The 22,388-nt window shown below is 37.8% G+C and carries 21 protein-coding genes and 3 tRNA genes; 14 read left to right on the plus strand and 10 right to left on the minus strand.

Going from position 1 to position 22,388, the window contains the following annotated elements:
• Positions 1–170: 170 nt before the first annotated feature.
• From ACG9ZL_RS15640 to ACG9ZL_RS15655, 4 genes are all read left to right on the plus strand, one after another.
• Positions 171–246: transfer RNA gene (locus tag ACG9ZL_RS15640), tRNA-Val, on the plus strand.
• Between the two features lie 8 nt (positions 247–254).
• Positions 255–331, plus strand: a tRNA-Asp gene (locus ACG9ZL_RS15645).
• 182 nt (positions 332–513) lie between these two features.
• Positions 514–589 (plus strand) — tRNA-Val (locus tag ACG9ZL_RS15650).
• Positions 590–664: 75 nt separating this feature from the next.
• Positions 665–1,129: a DUF2750 domain-containing protein gene (locus ACG9ZL_RS15655; RefSeq protein WP_419328179.1), complete on the plus strand. Its 465-nt coding sequence runs from the start codon at positions 665–667 to the stop codon at positions 1,127–1,129.
• A gap of 40 nt (positions 1,130–1,169) precedes the next feature.
• Here ACG9ZL_RS15655 and ACG9ZL_RS15660 read toward each other — a convergent pair whose 3' ends face one another.
• The 4 genes from ACG9ZL_RS15660 to yccS all read right to left on the minus strand — a co-directional run bounded on the left by ACG9ZL_RS15660 (position 1,170) and on the right by yccS (position 7,715).
• On the minus strand, positions 1,170–1,955 hold the full coding sequence (locus ACG9ZL_RS15660; protein ID WP_419360685.1) for a YdcF family protein: 786 nt from the start codon (positions 1,953–1,955) through the stop codon (positions 1,170–1,172).
• A gap of 124 nt (positions 1,956–2,079) precedes the next feature.
• Complete coding sequence (locus ACG9ZL_RS15665; RefSeq protein ID WP_419360687.1) at positions 2,080–4,722, minus strand: PepSY domain-containing protein; 2,643 nt, start codon at positions 4,720–4,722, stop codon at positions 2,080–2,082.
• A gap of 158 nt (positions 4,723–4,880) precedes the next feature.
• Entirely contained in the window at positions 4,881–5,441 is a 561-nt protein-coding gene (locus ACG9ZL_RS15670; protein ID WP_336952123.1) for an SdpI family protein, read from the minus strand.
• A 99-nt stretch (positions 5,442–5,540) separates the two neighbouring features.
• Positions 5,541–7,715 carry a YccS family putative transporter gene (gene yccS, locus ACG9ZL_RS15675; RefSeq protein WP_336952122.1) on the minus strand — a complete coding sequence of 725 codons (2,175 nt, stop codon included), beginning with the start codon at positions 7,713–7,715 and terminating at the stop codon, positions 5,541–5,543.
• 146 nt (positions 7,716–7,861) lie between these two features.
• On the opposite strand from yccS, the gene ACG9ZL_RS15680 reads away from it, so the two are divergent.
• On the plus strand, positions 7,862–9,079 hold the full coding sequence (locus ACG9ZL_RS15680) for a multidrug effflux MFS transporter (protein ID WP_419328183.1): 1,218 nt from the start codon (positions 7,862–7,864) through the stop codon (positions 9,077–9,079).
• A 475-nt stretch (positions 9,080–9,554) separates the two neighbouring features.
• Positions 9,555–10,004 (plus strand): ABZJ_00895 family protein, encoded by a 450-nt coding sequence (locus ACG9ZL_RS15685; protein ID WP_105714347.1) that lies wholly within the window; start codon positions 9,555–9,557, stop codon positions 10,002–10,004.
• Between the two features lie 107 nt (positions 10,005–10,111).
• On the opposite strand, the gene ACG9ZL_RS15690 is transcribed toward ACG9ZL_RS15685, so the two are convergent.
• A complete protein-coding gene (locus ACG9ZL_RS15690) occupies positions 10,112–10,534 on the minus strand; it encodes a hypothetical protein (protein WP_004817681.1) in 423 nt (140 codons plus the stop codon).
• Positions 10,535–11,070: 536 nt separating this feature from the next.
• Here ACG9ZL_RS15690 and ACG9ZL_RS15695 point away from each other — a divergent pair.
• The 3 genes from ACG9ZL_RS15695 to ACG9ZL_RS15705 all read left to right on the plus strand — a co-directional run bounded on the left by ACG9ZL_RS15695 (position 11,071) and on the right by ACG9ZL_RS15705 (position 13,240).
• Positions 11,071–12,693 (plus strand): mechanosensitive ion channel, encoded by a 1,623-nt coding sequence (locus tag ACG9ZL_RS15695; RefSeq protein WP_336952119.1) that lies wholly within the window; start codon positions 11,071–11,073, stop codon positions 12,691–12,693.
• An 84-nt stretch (positions 12,694–12,777) separates the two neighbouring features.
• A complete protein-coding gene (locus tag ACG9ZL_RS15700; protein WP_004723765.1) occupies positions 12,778–12,942 on the plus strand; it encodes a hypothetical protein in 165 nt (54 codons plus the stop codon).
• A 145-nt stretch (positions 12,943–13,087) separates the two neighbouring features.
• A complete protein-coding gene (locus ACG9ZL_RS15705; protein WP_336952118.1) occupies positions 13,088–13,240 on the plus strand; it encodes a hypothetical protein in 153 nt (50 codons plus the stop codon).
• Between the two features lie 22 nt (positions 13,241–13,262).
• On the opposite strand, the gene ACG9ZL_RS15710 is transcribed toward ACG9ZL_RS15705, so the two are convergent.
• From ACG9ZL_RS15710 to ACG9ZL_RS15730, 5 genes are all read right to left on the minus strand, one after another.
• Entirely contained in the window at positions 13,263–14,462 is a 1,200-nt protein-coding gene (locus tag ACG9ZL_RS15710) for a BaiN/RdsA family NAD(P)/FAD-dependent oxidoreductase (RefSeq protein WP_419360689.1), read from the minus strand.
• An 80-nt stretch (positions 14,463–14,542) separates the two neighbouring features.
• Positions 14,543–15,406, minus strand: coding sequence for a 1-aminocyclopropane-1-carboxylate deaminase/D-cysteine desulfhydrase (locus ACG9ZL_RS15715; RefSeq protein WP_336952116.1), 864 nt, complete (start codon positions 15,404–15,406; stop codon positions 14,543–14,545).
• Between the two features lie 161 nt (positions 15,407–15,567).
• Complete coding sequence (locus ACG9ZL_RS15720; RefSeq protein ID WP_336952114.1) at positions 15,568–16,695, minus strand: HlyD family secretion protein; 1,128 nt, start codon at positions 16,693–16,695, stop codon at positions 15,568–15,570.
• A gap of 75 nt (positions 16,696–16,770) precedes the next feature.
• Positions 16,771–18,423, minus strand: coding sequence for an MFS transporter (locus tag ACG9ZL_RS15725; protein WP_336952113.1), 1,653 nt, complete (start codon positions 18,421–18,423; stop codon positions 16,771–16,773).
• A gap of 11 nt (positions 18,424–18,434) precedes the next feature.
• Positions 18,435–18,983, minus strand: coding sequence for a TetR/AcrR family transcriptional regulator (locus ACG9ZL_RS15730; RefSeq protein WP_419328191.1), 549 nt, complete (start codon positions 18,981–18,983; stop codon positions 18,435–18,437).
• A gap of 209 nt (positions 18,984–19,192) precedes the next feature.
• Here ACG9ZL_RS15730 and ACG9ZL_RS15735 point away from each other — a divergent pair, with 209 nt between their 5' ends.
• The 5 genes from ACG9ZL_RS15735 (at position 19,193) to ACG9ZL_RS15755 (ending at position 22,328) form a co-directional block, all read left to right on the plus strand.
• Positions 19,193–19,864, plus strand: a complete 672-nt coding sequence (locus ACG9ZL_RS15735; RefSeq protein WP_336952111.1) for a D-Ala-D-Ala carboxypeptidase family metallohydrolase — start codon at positions 19,193–19,195, stop codon at positions 19,862–19,864.
• Between the two features lie 72 nt (positions 19,865–19,936).
• A complete protein-coding gene (locus ACG9ZL_RS15740) occupies positions 19,937–20,572 on the plus strand; it encodes a hypothetical protein (RefSeq protein ID WP_419360692.1) in 636 nt (211 codons plus the stop codon).
• Between the two features lie 96 nt (positions 20,573–20,668).
• Positions 20,669–21,430 (plus strand): class I SAM-dependent methyltransferase, encoded by a 762-nt coding sequence (locus tag ACG9ZL_RS15745; RefSeq protein ID WP_419360693.1) that lies wholly within the window; start codon positions 20,669–20,671, stop codon positions 21,428–21,430.
• A 59-nt stretch (positions 21,431–21,489) separates the two neighbouring features.
• Positions 21,490–22,050: a hypothetical protein gene (locus ACG9ZL_RS15750; RefSeq protein ID WP_419360722.1), complete on the plus strand. Its 561-nt coding sequence runs from the start codon at positions 21,490–21,492 to the stop codon at positions 22,048–22,050.
• A 104-nt stretch (positions 22,051–22,154) separates the two neighbouring features.
• Positions 22,155–22,328 carry an NF038215 family lipoprotein gene (locus tag ACG9ZL_RS15755; protein ID WP_336952108.1) on the plus strand — a complete coding sequence of 58 codons (174 nt, stop codon included), beginning with the start codon at positions 22,155–22,157 and terminating at the stop codon, positions 22,326–22,328.
• The last annotated feature ends 60 nt before the right edge of the window (positions 22,329–22,388 follow it).

Consider the following 22,388-nt stretch of genomic DNA (forward strand, 5'->3'; position numbering starts at 1 on the left):
GTTGGTTAGAATATCGGCCTGTCACGCCGAGGGTCGCGGGTTCGAGTCCCGTCCGCTGCGCCATTTATCTTTTTTCCTGAGATCAAGATATTTGGAAGTATAGGAATTTGAAAGAGAATTTTGTTTTCTTTTATCTTCTGATAAAGTAATATTGTGATGATCCTCACTCAGGGCGCTTAGCTCAGTTGGTAGAGCGTCTGCCTTACAAGCAGAATGTCGGCGGTTCGATCCCGTCAGCGCCCACCATATACAACGCAGCGGTAGTTCAGTTGGTTAGAATATCGGCCTGTCACGCCGAGGGTCGCGGGTTCGAGTCCCGTCCGCTGCGCCATTTATCTTTTTTCCTGAGATCAAGATATTTGGAACTGTAAGAATTCAAAGTTTTTGATTTTTAAAGATCAAATATTATATGCTTTGTATAGCTTATCCCCATCTTTAGGATAGAACTTAAAATTAAATCATCGATTTTCTATAGGTTCAAACAGAGTTAACAACTTTGTTCATCCTCGCTCAGGGCGCTTAGCTCAGTTGGTAGAGCGTCTGCCTTACAAGCAGAATGTCGGCGGTTCGATCCCGTCAGCGCCCACCATGTTTTCCGATCTAGTTATTTGTTTAGAACTTCTATATAATATATAAGCATAAGTATTTTAAGAATAAATTTTCAATGAGAAATCCATATCAACGTAAAGCTGCGTCCGCAACTCAAAAAAACTCAGTACAAACTCTAGATCAATACAAACATTTTGTGGAAACGATTGTTTCACAAACTAAGGTTTTTGTACTTTATGATGATGGTTGGGCTTTATGTGCATCACCTACCGGGCAACAGTCTTTAGCCGTTTGGCAAAGCCGAAATTTGGCACAAATTTTGATTAAAGATAACTGGAGCCGTTATGCGGTTCAAGAAATTGAACTCATTGTTTTTATTGAACAGATGATCCCTTTTATTAAACAAAATAATACTGCGATTTCTATAAATTTAACCCCAGAAGGGCAAAATATTTTAGTTTCAACAAATAAATTTCTACTTGATATAAAGAATTATTTATATCGAATGTATACGACTCAACCAGAACTATTTCAAAACAATAAGCGCTTGCCTTTACCACGTAAAATTCGCTTACATTAGTAAAGTCGTATATATAATCAACATGATGGCGTTGTGCATTTTAATATTCGCCTAAAATCCAACCACTGATATAGGCAAAATACTCTCTTAACCATGCGTTATAGCGTGTCGTGAGTGGGGTTTCAGCGCCTACTGTAATGAAATTGTGATAGCCTTGTTTTCTTGCGATTGCTGCGGCACGTAAAGTATGAAAATCACTGGTGACAATTGCAATTTTAGAATTTAAAGTCAAATCATGTTCTTTTAAAATCGCTTGGCTATTTTTAAGATTTAAGTCAGTACTGGTGCTTTTATTTTCTTGTAGAATTCTACTGGCTTTGATTTGCATATGCTCTTGTAAATATTGCGACATAATTTCTGCTTCAGGTTTTTCTTCACCAAAATCTAAACCACCACTGACAATGATCAAAGCTTGTGATTGTTGTTTTGCAATTTTACCCGCTTGATCTAAACGTTTTGCGAGGGTCGGTGAGGCTTTTCCTTGGGTAATGCCACTGCCTAACACAATAATTGCTTGTAGATTATTTTCTGCTGTATTTTGTTGGGATTTTAAGTGGATATAACCAAAGAAGCCGATTAAGCTGACAGACCAAAGCGTAAATAGAACCCATCCTAAACGCCAGATTTTCTTTAACTTTAAGTGTTGTGCTAAATACTGCTGAATGTGTTGGCTCCATAGCGCTGTAGTGATAAAGACTAAGCCAATCAGCAAAGGGAGTATTGTTCCTAAGTGGATTTTTTTATATAAAATTAAAATAAATCCATCGAGGAATAAGACAAATCCCAGCAAAAAAAAGACAATGCGGAAGAGTTTATTGTTATTCATGGGTGAAAACAAATCATTAAAAATTAGTCTAATTCTAAACGAAATCTGTGCATTTATTATATATGAATCAAAAAAAACCGAGCAATTGAACTCGGTTTTGGTGGGTAAATTTATTCAATAGCCCCTAATAAACATCACGACGATAACGACCATCTAAACGTAATTGTTCAACTGTGTCTTCTCCAAGGATATCAATTAAAGCGAGATCAACATCAGTCGCCATACCATTGATACTGCCACAGACATAGATCACCGCATCATTGGTAACCCATTTTTTCAGTTCTTCGGCATGATCACGCAGTTTATGATGTACATAAATTTTTTCAGCTTGATCACGAGAGAAAGCTAAATCAATACGTTTTAGCATTGCTGTATTTTGCCAAGCTTGAATTGTATCTTTAAAGAAATAATCGTTTGCTTGTTGGCGTTCACCAAAAATCAACCAGTTTTCAGTATAGTCCATACGGACACGGGCATGAATCAAACTCATTAATCCAGCAATTCCTGTACCATTTCCAATGCAAATAATCGGACGGTTATCCGTAATTAAATGGAATGATTCATTATTACGAATTCTCAACGCAATTTTATCACGTAATTGAACATGTTCCGTCAGCCAACCAGAGCCTAGACCAAGTTCACCTTGAGCATTCAGTTGCTGGCGAACTACTAAACGCAATACTTGCTGACTTGGAATACTGGCAATCGAATACTCACGAGTAGGTAGTGTAGGGAGTTGCTCTAGTAAATGCTGCATGTTGGCAAAAGGTTCAACATCAACCGTTAAATCGCGATCCCAAAGTGCTTCTTGAATACTTTGCTCGAGTGAATCCACGGTTGTATCTGCATGAACTTGATATTTATTTAAAAACAATTGAATACGTTCAGGACTATTCCCAGTTTGAATTTCTGCAATATCGCCAGCTTGCCAATCCGTATCATAGCTTGTTTGTAATTCAAGATTAAATGCGGGTGCGCCTAAGCTGTTTGGATTGAGTAATTCTCGTTTTGTTAGACGCCATTGATCAAATACTTTATCAATAGACATTGTTTGTAGATCGAGTTTTGTGGCTTTTGCTAAAGCATCATTCCAATGTTGGATATCTGCATTATTACCATTGTTGACTTCAAGCGTAGCAAACAATTGTTGCGCGCCAGAATGTTTTAACCATGCATCTATGCGATGCCCAAAGCTACAATAGGTCTCAGGATAGTCTTGTGAACCCAATGCTAGAACCGCATATTTCAAATGCGAAAGATCCAATGATGTAGCCATAAGCTTTTTCTCAAAGTGCGAGGCTAAGTCAGGTGCTTCACCTGTACCATAGGTACTTGCAATCAAGAGAATTTGTTTGGCTTGCTTGAGGTCATCTTCAGAGAGTTGTTGTACAGCTTTTACTGTTGTTGGCTGATGGGCTTCTTGCAGACTGGTTGAGGTGCGCCATGCCAATTGCTCAGACATTCCTGTTTGAGAGGCATAAGCAATTAACCAAGGTGTTGCGTTGGGATCAATTTGAATCGCTGAACCAGATTGTTTTGCAGCAAGGGTGAGTCGCTTTTGCTTACGACGTTTTAAATACAGCATCCATCCAGTAACAAAAAATAATGGCATTGCCAATGCTGCAAGCATTGCGATGAATTGAAAAACTGGGCCAAAGAAACTACCACGGTGCACAGGGAGCATACTTCCCATGATTTTTTCATTGAGTGGTTTACTTTCGTATAAGTCTAATTTTTCAATTTGTGCAGTTTGATAGTTATAGGTTGCTTTGTTTCGTGCACGCTCATGTTGTGGAATAGCATCAACAAAGGTGAGTTCAACTTTACCATCTGGCTTTTTAGGAATCGAAACAGTTAGTGTCGAATAGTCACGTTTAATTTGAGCATTAAACCCATTCCATGTTTGAGTAAGTACATGTTGAATTTGTTCTGGTTTTAAACCTTCTTTATTCTCATGCTTATTTTCACGGCCTGATTGTGCTTGATGACCTGCCGTTGGATTTTGCTTTTCGCCATGTTGTTGTTGAGGATTGCCAGAAGCCCCTTGACGTCCTTGACCTTCTCCACCGCGTACCGCTTGCATTTCAGGCTGAGGTCGTTCAACCCCCATTACTTTAAACATACCATTACGCCACCAGTCATACGACCAATACAGCCCTGTACATGCTAAAAGTAAATAAAAGATCACCACCCATGTTCCGACAACAGCATGTAGATCCCAAAGGAAATTACGACCTTTGAGTTTAGGCTTAATGGCAAACCATTGTTTAAAAGAATGCTTTTTCGGCCAGCGTAAATAGAGACCACTGAGTACAAAGAAAATTAACATCAAGGTACTGGCACCAGTAATTTGTTTACCGACTTCACCCACAGTTAAGTTACGATGTAATTGCTGTATAAATTGAAAAAAATCTTTGCCTTTCACTTCAGGAAGAACTTCGGCCGTGTAAGGGTTTACCATCATGGTATAACCTCTACGTGCGCCTTCTTTGACAATGTTAATATTTGAAGCTTCTTCAGCGGCTTTCGCAACCGTAATACTGTTGATCTTTATTTCAGGGTTTTGGGTTTGGAAATGCTGATAAATTTCAGCAGGCGTGAGTTTTGCCTGATTTTCAACTTTTACCGTGTAGCTATCTGGGTTTAACCATCTTTGAATAGGTTGTTCATAAGAATAGATTGCACCAGTCACTCCCATAATTGAGAGAATTAAACCAGCTGTAATCCCTAGAAACCAGTGAATTTGAAAAAAAGTCTTTTTAAACATGGCAATGCAAAGGGCAGAATATTTTGATAGCAAATTATAGCTGAATAAATCGGAGAGATAATGAATTTTGCAGATAATATTTATTCTCATTATCATTTTTATTAAAATAGCGAAGTACAAAAAAACCTCCAAAAATGGAGGTCTTTTAAAATTTTAAATTAAAGTGTCTTGGGTTCACCAACAACTTCTTTTAAATGTTTACGCAGTGTTTCAAAGGGGAAATTCTTGCTATTCATACGTTTAGGTAGAATATATGCGCCTTGTTGGCCTTTTACTTTAAAGTTTACCAGTAAGAATTCAGGGGTGTTGTACCATTCATAAATGTCTTTCCAAGCCACTGTTCCAACACCTTCTTGTACACCCATTTGTTGACGCATCACAATACCGCTTGGCTGTACACCTAATTTTACACCTTTGATTTCCTGAACTGGAAATTCATTCATCTTGCGTTTTACATACCATTCAAGACCGAACTTGCGAACCAAAAGATAGATGGCAACTGCAGCAAGAACCACCCAAAAAATAATGGTTGAATAGTTTTTAATTAAAGCGATGCCAAGTAATGAGAGTATGACTGCTACACCCATGATTGCCCAAGCTTTAATCCCAATTTTATTGGTACTACGCCAAATTGCAAGTTGAGCGCCGCGTTGTTCGGCTTCCGAAACTTCGTACGGAACAGGTTGTAAGGTATAAGCGTAAATATTCTTGGCAGTCATAGTGTCAGTAATGTATGTAAATCTAGTCAGAGTTTAGCACTAAATCTCAAGATTTAGTGCACCTATTGTACCAAATAACGATGCAATTTTGATGCAGATTTATAAAGAAGCCAATTCAGTAGATTGATCATCTCGTTCATGGCTTAAATTTTGTTTCAAGCTACTCAGTTGCTTTAAAATACTGAACATTAATGACAATTGTTGAAGAATAATGAGTGATTTAGAGTCTTCTGACTCAGATTGGCTTAAACGGGCACGAATGGCTTTCAACATATTATGCGCGGTTAAATCAGGCATTTCATCCCGTAATAAAGCCCCAGAGATATCATCTAAAGCTTGATCCAATAGATTAAGCACCTGTTGATCTTTCACTTGCTCACGATGTGCACCGAGTGCTGCGATATAGCTAAGGAAGGTATGATTTAGACATAAGAACTCAAAAGCTAAGCTTTTTTGACTTGGGTCAAAATCTGGTTCAGTGGCAAGGGTTGAAATCAGTGAGGCAACATCTGCATCGCGATTATGCGCAGCACGACGAACAATTCGATAATCTAAACTATTGTTGCGTCCCTGATGATATTGAACGACAACGTTTGCCAAATAATTGCATTGAGCTTCCAGTGAGCGTTGAATGGTGCGGGGTAAACGACGGAACTTCCAGTCAGGGAAAATAAAACTGACACCGAACCAGGCGAGGGCACAGCCAATAACAGTGTCGATCATACGGGGCAGAGCGGCTTCATACCCCAATCCGTCCAAGTTGAAATTGATCAATGCCATGATGGTAATAAAGGCTGTGGCTTGAGCATATTGTTTACTGCGTAAATCAAAAAACAATACACCACTGAGTACGAGTAATAAGAGTTGTCCTTCAATAGATGGCACAAAATACAAAATCATATAACCTAAAATAATACCACCCAATGTTCCAATAATCCGTAATCTCAAACGACGCTTGGTGGCGTTAAAGTTCGGTTGACTGACAAACAGCGCGGTTAATAGAATCCAGTAACCGTATTCAATATTGGTGAGTTGCACAAAAACGTAGCCAATAAACAAAACAATCGAAACGCGAATTGCATGTCTAAAAAGTACAGACTCGGGGGTTAAATTTTGTTTGATTCGAATGGCAATATCATCCCATCCTTTGAGGTCATCATCTTTGAGTTGGTTTTCAAAATTTTTACTTTGATCGTATTTTATATGTCGTTCAGTTTCGAGATTTTGTAATTGTGCATCAATCGACTTTAAGTTTTGATAAAGCGCAAACAGTGAATTGACCCAAATTAAGTCATAATTTTCTTCTTTTTTGAGTTTATCCAGCGAGTATCTGAGGTTTTTAAAAGCATGCTCAAAACGGACATTATGCTGGTAGGTGGTACGGTGTAAGATACTATCGCTTAGATCCTTGCAGGCTTTGCCTTGCAGCGCTAAAATGCGTTGAAAACGAAATAACACATCACTATGTTCAAACATTTTGGCCAGCTTTTGATAATCAATATGTGCTGAATCGGCCCGTTCATGAATATCTTGTGCAACAAAGTAATATTGTAAACTACGACGCGTATCTCGTTGACCTCGGTCACCCTTTAAACGCGTCAACAAGGCAGTACGCATATCATTAAAAATGCTGATGAGCTGCCCATTTTCCATAGACAAACTAATCATACTGTCTTGATAGCTGGTTGGTGTCATATCGACATCAAACAAATTGGATTTGGAAAATAGAAAATTACCTAATGATGAAAAACATTGAGACAATTTGTCTTGAACTTGCCGTACAGGGAACAGTAAAAAACTGATGGTTGAAATAAGCCCATACCAAATTGCACCAACCACCAATAGACTTGGCTGGATATACCATTGATCAAATAAATGCACCCCAAGCATGGAATACACAGAAACCACCAAACAGCCATAAGAAATGGTGGCATAGCGACGTCCCAAAGAACCCAATAAAATCCAACCGATACAAGAAACAATCAAACCTAAGGCAAACAGAATAGGGTAAGGAAAGAGCAGGCTCACTGAGGCAGCGGTGATAAAGAATCCAATATAGGTATAGATCAAATTCATGATACGTACAGAGAAGCGATCGTCTATATCACTGAGACCTGCTGCAACCACACCTAATGTAAGAGGAATAGTCATTAACTGCTGCCCCAACAGATAAGGTACAAATGCAGTCCCTGTAAAGGCAATGATCATTCTCAAGTTATACATGAAACTTGTGTTGTAGGTTGCTTTTCTGAGTTTTAACAGCCAAGTGTTCAAAGGAAATCCTTGTTAAATCAATAGGGTGTTATTTACTTGGGCAATGCGATTTGGCTTATATGGCTTTTCACTTATCTTTGTGACAAATCATACAATGGACAGTGTAAACTTGTCTGCAACATTCCTTATCAAATTATAAACCATCTATGTCTGAAAAAAACGTTGGTCAGCAGTATTCAACGGGCTGGATTATGCTTTTGGCTTTATTTACCTCTTTGGGCCCATTATCCATTGATATGTATTTGCCAGCATTGCCACAAATGGCGCAAGATTTTAATGTGACGACCCAGCAGATCGCCAATACCTTGCCGGCGTATTTTTTTGGTCTTGCTGTTGGTCAATTGATTTATGGACCAATCAGTGACCGTATCGGGCGTAAGAAACCGCTTTATTTTGGTATGACCTTGTTTGCTTTTGCTAGCTTGTTGTGTGTTTTAGCACCTGATCATTGGTCGTTGATTGCCGCACGTGTTTTACAAGCCTTAGGGGGCTGTGTGGGGGTGGTGATGGCACGGGCTGCAATTCGAGACCGTTTAGATGTGCAAGGTTCGGCGCAAGCTTTTTCCAGTATGATGATTGTGATGGGGATTGCCCCAATTCTTGCTCCAACCTTGGGTGCAGTGATTCTACAATTCTTTAGTTGGCAAAGTGTGTTTATCGCTTTGTTTATAATTGGATTATTTTGCTTGTTTTGTGTACATTTTTTCTTTAAAGAAACACTCGAATCAGAACGCAGGTTGCATCTCAATTTTAAACAAGTTTTTATCCTCTATGCTTCTATTTTTAAAGACCGAAGCTTTCGTTTTCCAATGTTGGCAGGTTGTTTTACCGGAGCAGCATTATTTTGTTATATCAGTTCCGCAGCAGCAGTGTTGATGGATGGCTATCATTTAACTCAGCAACAGTTTGCTATTGCCTTTGGTTTTAATGCTTTCGGTATTATTTTGCTGTCTTCTATCAATAAGCATTTAGCCAACCGACTCTCGGTGATTCTACGTTTAAAAATTGGTGGTGTGATTCAAGTAATAGGTGGGCTGATTGTTGTCTATGCGGGTTTCATGTCTATTGCGCCACTGGCGATTGTGATGTTGGGTTTATTCCTTACGGTTTCAGGTATTGGTTTTACTGGGCCGAATGCGATGGCATTAGCGATGTCTGAACAAGGCTCAAGAGCAGGAACTGCAAGTGCAATTATGGGCAGTATGCAGTTTGCTTGTGGTCTATTGGGTGGTGTTATATTGAATTTTCTCGTATGGAATCATTTATTGAATATGGGAATTTTGATGTTGGCTTTTACAGTCGCTGGGTTTATGGCGATTTTAAAAGTGGCTCAACAGTTCAAAATGAAGCAAACTTCACATTGAGCAGATGTTTAACCAGAGATTGTCTTACTTATTGACAATACAAAAAAGTGAAAATTGTTTTATCAACTACAAGGTGATTTATACATTTTTATTGTGGCATGATTTTAATTGCAAGTTTTAAAATTTTTTTGTCTTAGAACGAGTACACAAAGCACATGTAAGTTTTATCAGCAGAAACGCTAGAAACATAAACGCCAGAAAAACAAAAGCCGACGATTCGAGTGATGAGTAAATCGTCGGCCAAAATACTTCGTTATAAAGATTCAGGCTGCTAAGTTGAATCTTAAGAAGCATAAGTTTTTAGTTTCTCTGAGAGAAGGTCTCCAAATTTTTTTGCGGATGCCGTGCAATCAATTTGGTTGCTGCAGACCTTATACTTATATAACGACAACAGTTTCAAATTGGTTGACAAGAAAATGAAAAAAAGTTGAAAAAAAATTATAATATTGTTCTTTATGCAATCAAGGCTGTATTCATGGTGTCTTTAAACAAATATTTTTTGTGGTTTTTGCTGCTTTGTTTAGTCTTGACCATGGTTGCAGGTGTATTGGCTGCATTATTGCCCAATGAAATTGCTGGCGTGTTAACCGCAATACCTTATTTGATTGCGATGATTATCGTGTTATATCGTTTTCTCAAACAACAACGCCGTGCGCCTACAGACCAAGAGCGTAAAAAACTGACCCTTGGTTATACTGCAATATTTTGGGGCTATAATTTACTTGGGGTATTTGCGGGTGTTTGGTTTTTTTCTCAGAATGATCCAGAAGTGTGGAAAACCTTTGTGATGTATCTGCAAAATACTCAATTTTTGCTCACTGCATTGATCATGTTGCTGATGTTAGCAATCCCTTTATATTTAATTACCTATTGGTTTTATGGAAAGCAAGCGCAGCGTATGGCAGCTAAAATGTTTGGTCAATGAGCTATTTAAATTGTTGACTTTACTTTGAGAAATCAAAGTCATTGATGAAATTTGTATTAATACAAATAAGTAAAAATAAATCTTATTTTTAAGCTATGGATATGCTGTTAGTGTACGAACATATCCATAAATTCGCGTAATTCTTGAATGGCAATTTCAATGTCTGTTGTTAACCACGTCGGTTCAAAGATCCCTGCATAATGTTCTAAACGATCTTGAGGTACAACAAGTCGTATAGGGCAGTCTTCTTCAAGTAAACGCCATGGCACGATTGGAACTTCGTTATCCAGAAATGGCACAATATTGCGAATATCAATAATCATGGCATTGATACATTCTGGGAATGGCATAACTGATAATTCATCTGTACGGCGACGGAAATACTCCAAATCGCCCCATTTTAGAATATAACTTGGCTTATTAAATTCAATAATTCCAATGAGATGATCATCTCTTGAGGTATGTGTGAAGCATTGATGCGTGACATCAGTGTCCAAGTCCAACTCGACACTTTGTCGTTGATAAGCCATATCTACAATAGCCAAAAAATGGGGTACATATTATAGCTCATTTATCTTTCAAGAACTGCCCGAATTAAAATTTACTTTTGCTTAAAATATTTTTACACACAGATCACAAATAGCCTGTTAGTATAAAAATACATCAATTGATGGAGGTGGACGTCATGAAACACGATTTCAATAAACCATCTTATGTAACAAGTACTGAAGATATAACGCATAAGAATCGCTTACCCATTTATATGCTAATTCTTGTGGGGCTATTTCTCGTTTCCTTGCTTGTTTACATGATCGCTGACTGGCTTTAATTTTTATTTATCACATATAAATAAAATATTCATAAGACAAGACTCTAGCTTTAAAGCTGGAGTTTTTTATTTTTTGCATGCTTTTGTTGTATTTATGCAGTTAAATTTGCTCGTTATATAAGCAATAGATAAAGTAGAAGAGTAATTCATCAAGTATTCAATTCAAATAAAGAATGTTGCTTAAAGTCATTTGAGCACGCTCATATTGCTATAAATCTATAACTTGAGGGAATAAAAATGAATGAAATTTTACAAACAAGGGGTCGATTTGATGCCATGTATTATTGGGATCAATTCCATCCGATTCTTGCTGCTGTAGCCATCCTTATTGTTGGATGGATTATTGCACTTATTGTTGCAGCAGGAATTAAAAAAATCCTAGAAAAATTAGGTACAAATACAAAATTATCTTCCGCAACAGGTCATCGTTCAAATATTGAAAATATTCTTTCACGAATTATTTTTTGGGTCGTGATGGTGATTGCTGTGATTGGTGCATTAAATGTGCTTAATCTTACCAGCGTAAGTAGCCCATTCAGTTTGATGATTCAGCAATTCTTATTATTTATTCCACAATTACTTGCTGCTGTAGCTATTGGATTTATTGGTTGGATTGTAGCCAATCTGGTTAAAGTTGGTTTAAAAAAAGCGTTGGATCGTACTCAACTTGATGAAAAATTAAGTGCAGATGTGGGAGTGAGCCCGATCAGCCAAAATATCGCTGATATTGTTTATTGGCTCATCTTATTACTATTCTTACCAATTGTTTTGTCAATTCTAGGTTTACAAGGTTTATTGCTTCCAGTGCAGAATATGTTGACTGAAGCAGTCTCTTATATTCCAAATATTTTCATTGCGGGTGTAATCGTCTTTGTAGGCTATATCTTGGCAAAAATCCTACGAGGGATTGTCGAAGGTTTAATCAACAGTTTAAATTTACAAACCCAAATTGAAAAGGTAGGACTATTTAAAAACTCAAATCAAGGTTTAGCTAAGTTTTTAGGTTCTTTTGTTTTCGCAATTGTCATGATTACTGCTTTAATTGTGGCATTTGAAGCACTTGGTATACAAGCTATTTCACAGCCGGCAACCGCTATGCTGGGTGAAATCATGTATGCGATTCCACATATTATTGCAGCTGGATTAATTTTAATTGTGGCTTATGTGGTGTCTCGTTTTGTGGGGCGTTTGGTTTCAGAAGTTGTTGCTGGAACAGGTGTTGATGAGATTCCTGCAAAATTAGATTTGCAACGCTTTTTGGGTGACACTAAAGTTTCTTGTATCATTGGTTATCTGATTGTTTTCTTTACCATGTTATTTGCAGTTTCCGAAGCGGCAAATCGACTTGGATTTGAACAAGTCAGTCATTTGATCTCCATGTTTATTTACTTTGGTGCCAACATTTTGTTAGGCGCAGTAATTTTGGTGATTGGTTTTTGGTTGGCCAATATCGTGGCGAATGTGGTACAGCGTGGTGAGTACAATAGCTCAAGATGGTTAGGCAACTTGGTTCGGGTTTTGATCATGGGCTTGGTTATCGCAATGGGCTTAAAAGCTATGGGAATTGCTGACTCGATTGTTAACCTTGCATTTGGTTTAACCTTGGGTTCTGTTGCGGTTGCTTTTGCATTGGCTTTTGGTCTAGGTGGCCGTCAACCTGCAGAACGCGTTTTAACCGATTTAATTGATAAAGCCAAGAAAGAGGCAAATCAGCCGAATCCTTTAAAGCAAGAAAATACTTATTCATCACAGCCAAGTAGTACAGACGCTACGCAAGTAACAGCAGATACTCCTACGATTGAAAATGAGTACAAATCACTTACTGATTCGCTCAAACAGGATAAAGATGACCCGAATTAACATTTAAATTCTTTTAAAGATCGATCAGGATTGATGCTTGATCGATCTTTTTATTTTTAGGGCAAAAGTGAGAGGAAAATAAAGATGTCAAAGAAAAAGCCAAATAATTTTATTGCGCCGATTGTGATTGCAGGAATCACTGTAGGTTTTTTAGCAAGTGCTTATAAATTTGTATTTGCAAAACCCAAAAAGCAACCATCAGAAATCGTTAAGCAACAACATGAATCTCAAAACAAATCTCAAGAGTGATTGTATTTGCAACGCATGAATTTTATCGGCTTTTTTAAAGAAAATAGATAGACATCAGATGATTTATTGTCTAAATTTGATGGATAAATATGTAGGCGATATAAAATTTATATATCTGATAAATATCATTTTCAAAGGAATTGAAATGAAGATAATCTTTTTTTTAAACAAAATTCATCAGTCGTTATTTGCAAAAAACAATGATCTAAAGTCGATGGACTTGGCGATTCAACGGGTGACGCAGAAGCAGCAAATCCAAAGCCATCTTATTTTATTTAAAACAGATTATTTAGAATAAGCTTTCTATTGATCACTTTAGATTAAACATATTCTGAAGCGGCATGTGCTGAAGCCCATGCCCACTGAAAATTAAAACCGCCTAAATGACCTGTCACATCTAATATCTCACCAATAAAAAATAAACCTTTTTGTTTTTTACTTTCCATGGTTTTTGATGAAACTTCAGCGGTGTTGACACCACCTAAAGTGACTTCTGCAGTACGATAACCTTCAGTGCCAGAAGGCTTAACTTCAAATTGCTGTAATTTATTGGCTATATTTTCTAGTTTTTCATCACTTAATTGTCCAATCGCCGTTTCAGCCCACTCGGACCAAATGAGATTTTGGAGTTCAATCACCACACTTTTAGGTAGATGTTCAGTCAGTAAGGTTCTGATTAACACCTTCGGTTGGCTTTGCTTTTTGCGCTTTAAAAAAACAAACAGCTCAAGACTTGGTAGAAAGTTAATATGGAATGCTTGTCCTGCATGCCAATAATTTGAAAGTTGTAATGAGCTTGGTCCGCTTAAGCCACGATGTGTAAACAGCAACGCTTCAGTAAATGCAATTAGCTCGTTAGAAAGCGTGGCTTCAACCGCATTCCCGCTTAAACGAGTCGTAACTTCTTTAAATTGATCTGAAAAAGTGAAGGGAACTAAACCTGCGCGTGTAGGATAGATATGATGCCCAAATTGTTTGGCAATTTCATAGCCGATGCCAGAGCCACCCAATGTTGGTATAGATAAGCCACCTGAGGCAACAACAACAGATTCAGCTTGAAAATAGCCTAAATTGGTGGCGACTTGAAAAGTCTGATCGTCAACGGTATTTATCGCTTTGACTTCACAACTAGTTTTGATCTCAACACGATGTGTTTTTTCACATTCGTTGAGCAGCATGCTTAAGATTTCTTTTGCGCCATTTAAGGTAAACAGTTGTCCATGTTTGCGTTCTTCGTAGTCAATGCCATATTCACAGACCATTCCAATAAAGTCCCAATTGGTATAACGCGTCAGGGCAGAGATGACAAAATGTGGGTTATGTGAAATAAAATTTTCAGGCTCGACATAAAGATTGGTGAAGTTGCATTTACCACCACCTGACATGAGGATTTTTTTACCAATTTTATTGGCTTTCTCAACCACTAAGACTTTACGACCACGGGCAGCTGCTTTTGCCGCAAGCATTAAACCTGAAGCACCTGCGCCGAGGACAATCACATCATATTGGTTAGAAGACATATTACACTCATGGAATCTTTGAGCATGGGATTATAGACAAATTTAAATTAATTTTCAGGACAATTATAAACTGATGTGATTCAGCTACGTCCTTGCAAACCACCACTATGCAGGATCAAAATTTTTGAATTTTCTTTAAAGTAACCTTTTGAAATTAAATCAAAAACTCCATAAAACATTTTTCCAGTATAAATCTGTTCAAGCGGAATGCGATATTGCTGCTCAAAGTTATTTATAAAGCTAAGTAATTCATCATTGGTTTTGGCATAACCTCCAAAACAATAATCATCCAATATTTGCCAATTTTTTTTATGAGTGAGTTGACTGATATCTTGTTGTAAAAAATCACCTTTAAGTGCTGAAAATCCTAAAATTTCCTGCTGCGGTGAACTTGCGTTAATCAGACCGGTCATTGTGCCACCTGTTCCTACCGCACAGCAAATTACATCATAATGATTTAAATCTTTTATAGTTAAAATTTCCTGACAACCTTGTATAGCAAGCTCATTGGTTCCACCTTCAGGAATAATATAAGTGTTCGGATAATGTTGTGTTAATTCATCTATCCAGTCATGATTATTTTTTTGCCTATATTTTTCACGTGAAACAAAAACTAGCTGCATACCCAATTGTTGTGCTGTTGTCAGTGTCGGGTTGAGCGGTTTATGCGCTAACTCCTCACCCCTAATTATGCCGATGCTTTTAAATCCAAATAACTGTGCTGCATATGCTGTTGCAGCGATATGATTGGAATAAGCACCACCGAAAGTCAGAATCTGTTTTAGGCCAAGCTGACGTGCTTCAATCAAATTATATTTGAGTTTAAAAAATTTATTGCCAGAAATTTGTGGATGGATTAGATCAAGCCGTTTAACTATAAGTTGAACAGATCCAGCAACATCTAAATTTTGGTAGGGAATAGCTTGGGCAATATGATCAAACATGCTGATTTTTAACTGAATGGGGTTATATGAATCGCTTTGAATTAAGCCTGTTCAAGATATTCTAATCAAACCTGTAAAACAAGACAGGTTTGATTTAGTTTCATCCCTATATGCGTTTTTCAATCTCTAGGTTTTTAACTCAAGCTTTTCAATTAGGCGGATCATGGAGTGCTGGTATCTACGGAAGTCACTACAGACATCCCTGGTCGTAAAAATTCTAAACCTTTCTGATTGGGATCAATCGCGATTCGCACAGAAATACGCTGCACGACCTTGGTAAAATTACCTGTGGTATTGTCAGGTTTAAGTACACTAAACTCAGCACCAGCAGCAGGAGAAATCTGTTCAATACGGCCAGTAAATTTTTGATGTTTCATGGCATCTACTGTAAATGATGCTTTTTGTCCGATGTGCATATCGGCAATTTGTGTTTCTTTGAAATTGGCAATCACCCATGTTTGTTGTGGAATCAGATACATTAACTGGGTTCCAGCTGCAACATATTGTCCCACACGAGGGCTAACTTCGCCCAACTGCCCATCCATTGGTGCCGTAATCAGGCTGTAATCCTTTGTCGTTACCGCTTGATCAAATTGTGCCTTGGCATTGGTGACTTGTGCTTTTAAGCCCGATTGAGCCACTTGTGCTGTTTTTAATGCTTCTTGAGCAACCAATACATTGGCTTCAGCTTGTTTGAGTAAGGCTAAATTATTTTTTACATCCGCAGCCGCTTTGTCTTGCTCTGTTTTGGAGGTTGCACCACTATTTCCCAATTGTTGATAACGATTGAGCTGTGCTGTTGAAAGTTCATAACTTGCTTTGGCTTGTTCAACTTTGGCTTGTGCAGCCACAATGTCCGCTTTACGTTGTTCAATAGTTTGGGTTTGATTGGCTAAAGTGGTGTTGGCCTGATCAACTCCAGCTTCAGCCTGAGTCACTTTTTGATCATAGGTTGTAGTATCAATATGCATTAACGGCTGCCCCTTTTTGACATGATCAAAATCAGTCACCAACACATCTTTGACATAACCATTAATTTGAGAAGATAAAACTGTGGTTCTGCCTTTGATATAACTATTGTCGGTGGATTCTATGGTGCTATCAAAAGGACCAATTTTCCAAGCGCGCATAATCACAGCAATTCCCACTAACAAGACCAAGAGCATCAACAGCAATGTTCTTTTCGCTGTTGGAATAAGCTTACTGGATGGTGGTGGCGCTGCTGCTGTTGCAGGTGCTTGTGGTGGTGTAACTGCTGTTTGCTCTGTTGGTTTTTGATCTTGCGACATAAGAATTCTCAAATATTTTTTAATACATAGCGTGACATCATGGATCATCTGATCTAGAAATAGCCTGAGATCTGTCTAACTGCTATTGAGGAGCTGTTGCTGTTTTTTGAGTTGATAGCGTGTCCAAGCAATATTAAAGCTACTCCAAATCAACAGTAAAATGGCGAAAATTCCATTTAATGCAATCACATCATTATAGGCACGCACTTGCGCTTCTCGTGTCACAATCTGGTTTAAATTGCGATAAGCTTGGTTCTGTTCAAGTGCTACATCTAAAGTATATTTATTGGCTGCTTGCTGATAGGCTGCAAGTCGTTGTACCACCAATGGATCAGTTGGTGACAAGTCACTGACAATTTCAGCCCGATAATTTTGGGTGCGTAATTGTTGATAGGTTGAAAAAAATGAATTTCCAATTAAACCACCAAAGCTTTGTGTTGCAGAGAACAACACCACAAAAGTGACCATGTGTGATGGGCCTTTTTGTAAGGCATTAATAATCCCTGTCAGCAATAATGGTCCAATAAACATACCACTGGCAAAGCCAACGATAAATTGGCTGCGGTAAAAATTTTCTGGTCGTACATCATTGGTGAGGTGATAGTCTAGAGCGCAGGCAATAAGAACCAAGACCACAGCACCGACCAAGTGCCATGAGATGCGTTCTCTTTTAAAGGTCATGGCGCTAAAAACCGTGCCGAGCACAATGCCAAGAAAAATTACGCTATACAAGGTAACGAACTGATCAGGTCCCATGCCCATAGTTTTTAAAAAGTTAACAGCCGCATAACTTTGCTCAGACATAAGCAAACGAATTGCCAATGCACCAAACACAAACTTAAGTGTGGTGGCTGAGCCTAGCCAACGAGTGATGATAAGTGGATTGACACGGTAATGTTCATAAGTCAGTCCTATAATAATAAGACTGAATCCAGCAATTAAGGCATAACCTAACCATTTGACTTCAAACCACCAAAGGATTGGGCCTTGGGTCAAGACGATACATAGCAGCGCAAAACCGGGTGCAAGTAAGGCAAAAGTGAAAAAATCCTGTTTTTCAAAGACTTCGATTCTTAAGCTGCGTGGCAGTTTTAAAGAAACCACCATTGCCAAACAACATATCGCTAAACCTAACTCAAAGGTATAGAGCACAATCCAGTCATTTACATCGACCAGAGATGGGGAAATGATCCATGCTAGTGGAATACCCAATTGCTGAAAGCCCAGTGCGAGATAAATTCCTCGCCCAAAGTTTTCTCGTTTAAAGGCCTGCATGATGTAATACATGCCTAAAGAACTAAGAGGGGCAGCAACTAAACCACTGATCACACGGACAAATAATGCCATTTCAAAGGTATGCACAAAGATATGCAGCAGCAATACACAAATAAAAAGCACTAAACCAATTTCAGAAAAAAGCCGTAATCCATATTGTTGTCGAGCTTTAAACAGAATCATGTTGGAACTAATATTTGCCATCACATAAGCTGCGGGAATCCATGCGGCTTCTGAAGGCGTTAGCGAGTATTCACCCTGAATAAGTGGTAAATTTGCGGTAATAAAACCATTACTTAAACTGCCTGAAATGGCAACAAACAGACCAATAAAAAAATAAATCAGTTTTTTATGTGTTGGATGAGCGATAGCCGCAGGCGAACCTGGTAAGGTTGGACGCTCTTCAGGTGTCCAATCTGGAGCGGGTTCAAGTAAACGTGGCGATTTATCCATAACTGCCTCAATTACGCCTTGATGCCATCAATTAGTAAGTCGACTGCCCGTGCGGCCAGTTGAACTTGCTCTTCATCGGTTAATCCTTGAAAGGAAGCTCTTAGAATACCCGTAATCAGCGCATAATCTTTTGGGGTGAGATCTGGTCGGCAAATATGATGGTTAATGGCTTGATCAATCAGCGGTTGAAGAATTGCATCACGCCGTTGGTAAATATCCACCATACTTGGGTCATTACGATCAATCACGCGCCAATATTCCATCAATGCGGTGAGATAAGGCAGATTCTCGACATGGTTGCGAATTAACCGAATCAAACCATCAGGATATTCTGAAAAGCTTTTTGCACGTTCATCTAGACGAGTTAATGCTTGTTCCATTAAGGCGATGACCAACTCACGGCGATCTTGAAAATTTCGATAAAAGGTTGCTCGTCCAACACCAGCTTCATCAATCACAAGCTGTAATGGCGCACGAATCCCTTGTTTACGGAATATTTTCAGTGCAGCATTGAGCAAATCTTCGCGATTTTGTGCCGCTTGTTTTTGACGTATACGCATAGGGAAAATTGCATTAAATTTTATTATGATATTTAACGGACATTTTTGTCCGTTGTAAATTACTAACTCTGTGGATTTTTGTAAATAGCAGCTTTAAAGTGAATGAGATTGGTTAGAATGACTTATGGCAATGATTAATAAATCGTATAAATAGGTTTAGATTTCTAAATATTTACCCTTTAAAATAAAACAATAAGTGTGCTGAAATTGTGAAAATTTTTAAAAATATTGTTATTTCGATCTGCTGCATCGGTGTATTAGTTTTCAATGCCTGTACGCCATCTGAGAAAAAAGCAGATCAGGCCACATCTTCAAGAAAATCATCAGATCAACAGATTGAACAACAATTCAAGCTTTGGAAGGCGCAACAAGACCCCCAATTATTGGCAGATTATTATCAGTTTATGTCGCAGTATTTAAAACATCCGCCTAGTCTGATGGAGCTGACAACCAGCCGAAACTATATGCCAGAACAGTGTTTCTCAAAACGTTTTGCCATTCCACCTAAAGCCTTTTGGAAAAATGTGGTGAGTAGTTTGCAATTGGTAGAAAAATTAAATCGAAATGACTATTTTAAAACATATACGATTTCAGCGATCTATCGTGCCCCTGAATTAAATAAATGCATAGGTGGGGCTGAAAAAAGTAAGCATTTAAGTAATTATGCAGTTGATTTTCATGTGCTATCTCCCAAAGAAACGATTAAAAAAGATCGCGAAGTATTACTTAAAAAAATGTGTCATTTTTGGCAAGTGGAAGGCAAAAGTTATAAAATGGGTTTAGGCGTTTATGGTAATAATCGCTATCATATTGATACTCAAGGATATCGTACTTGGGGTAAGGACTTTAAATCGAAAAGTTCGCCGTGTGTAAAAAGTTAAAATTGTATTTTTTGAGCAAGAATTGAACTTGCATCTATATTAAAAAATGTTGAGATATCGGGAACGTTATTTATGTTGAAAATAATAAAGAGTTGTTTATTTGCTCTGCCTTTTTTGAGTAGCTGTTCTGCTATTGCGCAAGCTGATACTGCTGTCGAAGTTGATTCTGAATACGAAGTATTGGGGCGTGCAGGAAAACTGAAAATTCAAAAAGAGTCGTGTACTCAGTATGGTTCTAGTTGTGACTATGTGCTCTATGATGCGAAAGGAAAGAAGCAGGTATTAATGGAAAAATGGAGTAAAACCGCAAACGTTTATCAATTTAATCCAAATTTAATGGGTTTTTTGTTGGGGGTAACAGGAAGTGAGTATAATCTCACTGTGATTAACGATAAAAACCAACAAAAAGATTATGGCAGTTTTCTTGCGATGAATGCGCAGCAAAGTTGTTTTACAACTTTTGAATCGAATTTAAAAAATATGCCAAATTCATTGGTATTTTATAGTATTCCTGATTTTCGGGTACGTTTAGTGCTCAATAACAAAGTGCCGCAATTTAAAAAACTGAACTATCCTACAACGGCGAATTTTGAGGATAATGGTGATTTTTCATTTAACTATAATATCAAGATCGGAAACGAGATGGGGGTACAGGATGTCATCATTCAAAACCCGTGTCAGTCTGATTATCGGGTGATCATGAGCTAACAATAAAATAAAGTTATTAATTTTATTAAAATTCATTATTTTTATTTTTAAATTGAGTTGTATATTGTAGTTTTATTCAACAAGAAGGACACGATAATGACCACTCAACAGCAAGTTAATCAGTCACAATATCAAAATAAATCAGAAGCATACTTAAATAGCCAAGTACATGCACAAGGCATTGAGTTTGAAAAAATGCAAAATTTAATCCAACAGCATCAATTAAAGCGAGTTTTGGATCTTGGCTGTGGCGGTGGGCATGTGACTTATCAGATTGCAGCATTGACTGAGCAAGTGATTGCTTATGATATTACGACTGAAATGGTCAATCTTGTGACTGCGCAATCTCAAAACAAGGGATTCAATCATGTCATAGGGCAGGTTGGTGCGGCAGAACAATTGGACTTTCCTGTTGAGCATTTTGATTGTGTGATCAGTCGTTATTCTGCGCATCATTGGCAAAGTATCACTCAAGCGATTCATGAAATTTACCGTGTATTATGCGCTGATGGTAAAGTAATCTTGTTTGATATTATTGGTAATTCTAACCCTATTTTAGATACCTTTATTCAGACTATAGAAACCATTCGTGATCCAAGCCATGTTCGAAATTATAGTTTGGCGGAATGGGTAAAAATCGTTGAACAAGCGGGCTTTAAGGTAGAAACCATTGAAAAGCAAAGTTTACAGTTAAATTTTCAAAGTTGGGTAGAGCGTATGCAAACACCCGTAGAGGGGATCAATACCATTCGCTATTTACAGTCCAAAGCCGCTGATCAAGTACAACAGTATTATCAGATTCAGCAAGATGGTACATTTACCAGTGAGGCTGTATATTTGGTATTGAGTAAAACTTGATTAGAAGTCTGATGCCAAAAAAAATAATCAATACAATATTTCCGATATTATTTAGCATGATGGCTTATACAAGCAGTAGTTATGCTGAGCAGATTCATCGCACAGTGGCGAAGATAGGACAATTTTCAGTCATTCAGCAAACATGCGATGAAGATGCAAATTATCATTGTGATTTTGTACTCTATGAAGGTGATGATTATAGATTGCCCTTGGTCATGGATTGGGAGCGTGGTTTAAATGTCGAAAACCAAACCGAGGATTTCTTGCATTTAAGCTATGGCTATACTTTTAATGTTCATCATAGTCTTTTCATTTCGAAGGTAGGGATTGTTCAGGCTTTAGACAACGTTGTTGCTGTGGATGAAAACACCGGATGTATCGCTCGATTTGAATTAAACGATGCGCCTATGATTATTTTCCAAAAAGCATTTACCACGAAAATTTTAAACAAAATTCAACTTCAGCCAGAGCAACACCCTAAAATTGAGTCTGTAAGTGTAGATGCTTTTCAATATTTTAGTGACATGGAGTTTGATGGAAATGGTGGCTTTCACTATCGTTACAAAAATAAAAATGGTGAAGATCAAGCTGTTTTAATGATACATTCTTGTGATGTATAGCTACTTTCTATAGATAGACACCTTTTGAAATAAAAAATAGCTGTATTTTTAATCAGAACTGTTATGCTCGAACTATAAATAAAACAAAAAATGGAGGAGATACTATGAAAAAGCTAGCCATCAGTGTGAGTGTAATACTTGCAGTATTTTTGGTTGGGTGTGAAAAGAAACCACCTACACCAACAAAAACTGAAGTTCGTTCAATCCATATTGCAGGTATGCCTGTGTATGAAAAAGATTATCGTCTCAGTGCTCGTTCAGTGGATTCACAACCTTGATTTGTATTCAAAATATAAAAACGAGTGCATGAAAAGAGGATGCACTCGTTTGGTTTTAAT

Origin of the sequence: Acinetobacter legionensis, assembly GCF_048551735.1 — a bacterium.
Classification (GTDB): domain Bacteria; phylum Pseudomonadota; class Gammaproteobacteria; order Pseudomonadales; family Moraxellaceae; genus Acinetobacter.

Bases quoted from the DNA above. Each gene is read 5' to 3' on its own strand.
- ACG9ZL_RS15655 (WP_419328179.1), top strand. From the start codon at position 665: ATGAGAAATCCATATCAACGTAAAGCTGCGTCCGCAACTCAAAAAAAC.
- ACG9ZL_RS15660 (WP_419360685.1), bottom strand. From the start codon at position 1,955: ATGAATAACAATAAACTCTTCCGCATTGTCTTTTTTTTGCTGGGATTT.
- ACG9ZL_RS15665 (WP_419360687.1), bottom strand. From the start codon at position 4,722: ATGTTTAAAAAGACTTTTTTTCAAATTCACTGGTTTCTAGGGATTACA.
- ACG9ZL_RS15670 (WP_336952123.1), bottom strand. From the start codon at position 5,441: ATGACTGCCAAGAATATTTACGCTTATACCTTACAACCTGTTCCGTAC.
- ACG9ZL_RS15680 (WP_419328183.1), top strand. From the start codon at position 7,862: ATGTCTGAAAAAAACGTTGGTCAGCAGTATTCAACGGGCTGGATTATG.
- ACG9ZL_RS15685 (WP_105714347.1), top strand. From the start codon at position 9,555: ATGGTGTCTTTAAACAAATATTTTTTGTGGTTTTTGCTGCTTTGTTTA.
- ACG9ZL_RS15690 (WP_004817681.1), bottom strand. From the start codon at position 10,534: ATGGCTTATCAACGACAAAGTGTCGAGTTGGACTTGGACACTGATGTC.
- ACG9ZL_RS15695 (WP_336952119.1), top strand. From the start codon at position 11,071: ATGAATGAAATTTTACAAACAAGGGGTCGATTTGATGCCATGTATTAT.
- ACG9ZL_RS15700 (WP_004723765.1), top strand. From the start codon at position 12,778: ATGTCAAAGAAAAAGCCAAATAATTTTATTGCGCCGATTGTGATTGCA.
- ACG9ZL_RS15705 (WP_336952118.1), top strand. From the start codon at position 13,088: ATGAAGATAATCTTTTTTTTAAACAAAATTCATCAGTCGTTATTTGCA.
- ACG9ZL_RS15710 (WP_419360689.1), bottom strand. From the start codon at position 14,462: ATGTCTTCTAACCAATATGATGTGATTGTCCTCGGCGCAGGTGCTTCA.
- ACG9ZL_RS15715 (WP_336952116.1), bottom strand. From the start codon at position 15,406: ATGTTTGATCATATTGCCCAAGCTATTCCCTACCAAAATTTAGATGTT.
- ACG9ZL_RS15720 (WP_336952114.1), bottom strand. From the start codon at position 16,695: ATGTCGCAAGATCAAAAACCAACAGAGCAAACAGCAGTTACACCACCA.
- ACG9ZL_RS15725 (WP_336952113.1), bottom strand. From the start codon at position 18,423: ATGGATAAATCGCCACGTTTACTTGAACCCGCTCCAGATTGGACACCT.
- ACG9ZL_RS15730 (WP_419328191.1), bottom strand. From the start codon at position 18,983: ATGCGTATACGTCAAAAACAAGCGGCACAAAATCGCGAAGATTTGCTC.
- ACG9ZL_RS15740 (WP_419360692.1), top strand. From the start codon at position 19,937: ATGTTGAAAATAATAAAGAGTTGTTTATTTGCTCTGCCTTTTTTGAGT.
- ACG9ZL_RS15745 (WP_419360693.1), top strand. From the start codon at position 20,669: ATGACCACTCAACAGCAAGTTAATCAGTCACAATATCAAAATAAATCA.
- ACG9ZL_RS15750 (WP_419360722.1), top strand. From the start codon at position 21,490: ATGGCTTATACAAGCAGTAGTTATGCTGAGCAGATTCATCGCACAGTG.
- ACG9ZL_RS15755 (WP_336952108.1), top strand. From the start codon at position 22,155: ATGAAAAAGCTAGCCATCAGTGTGAGTGTAATACTTGCAGTATTTTTG.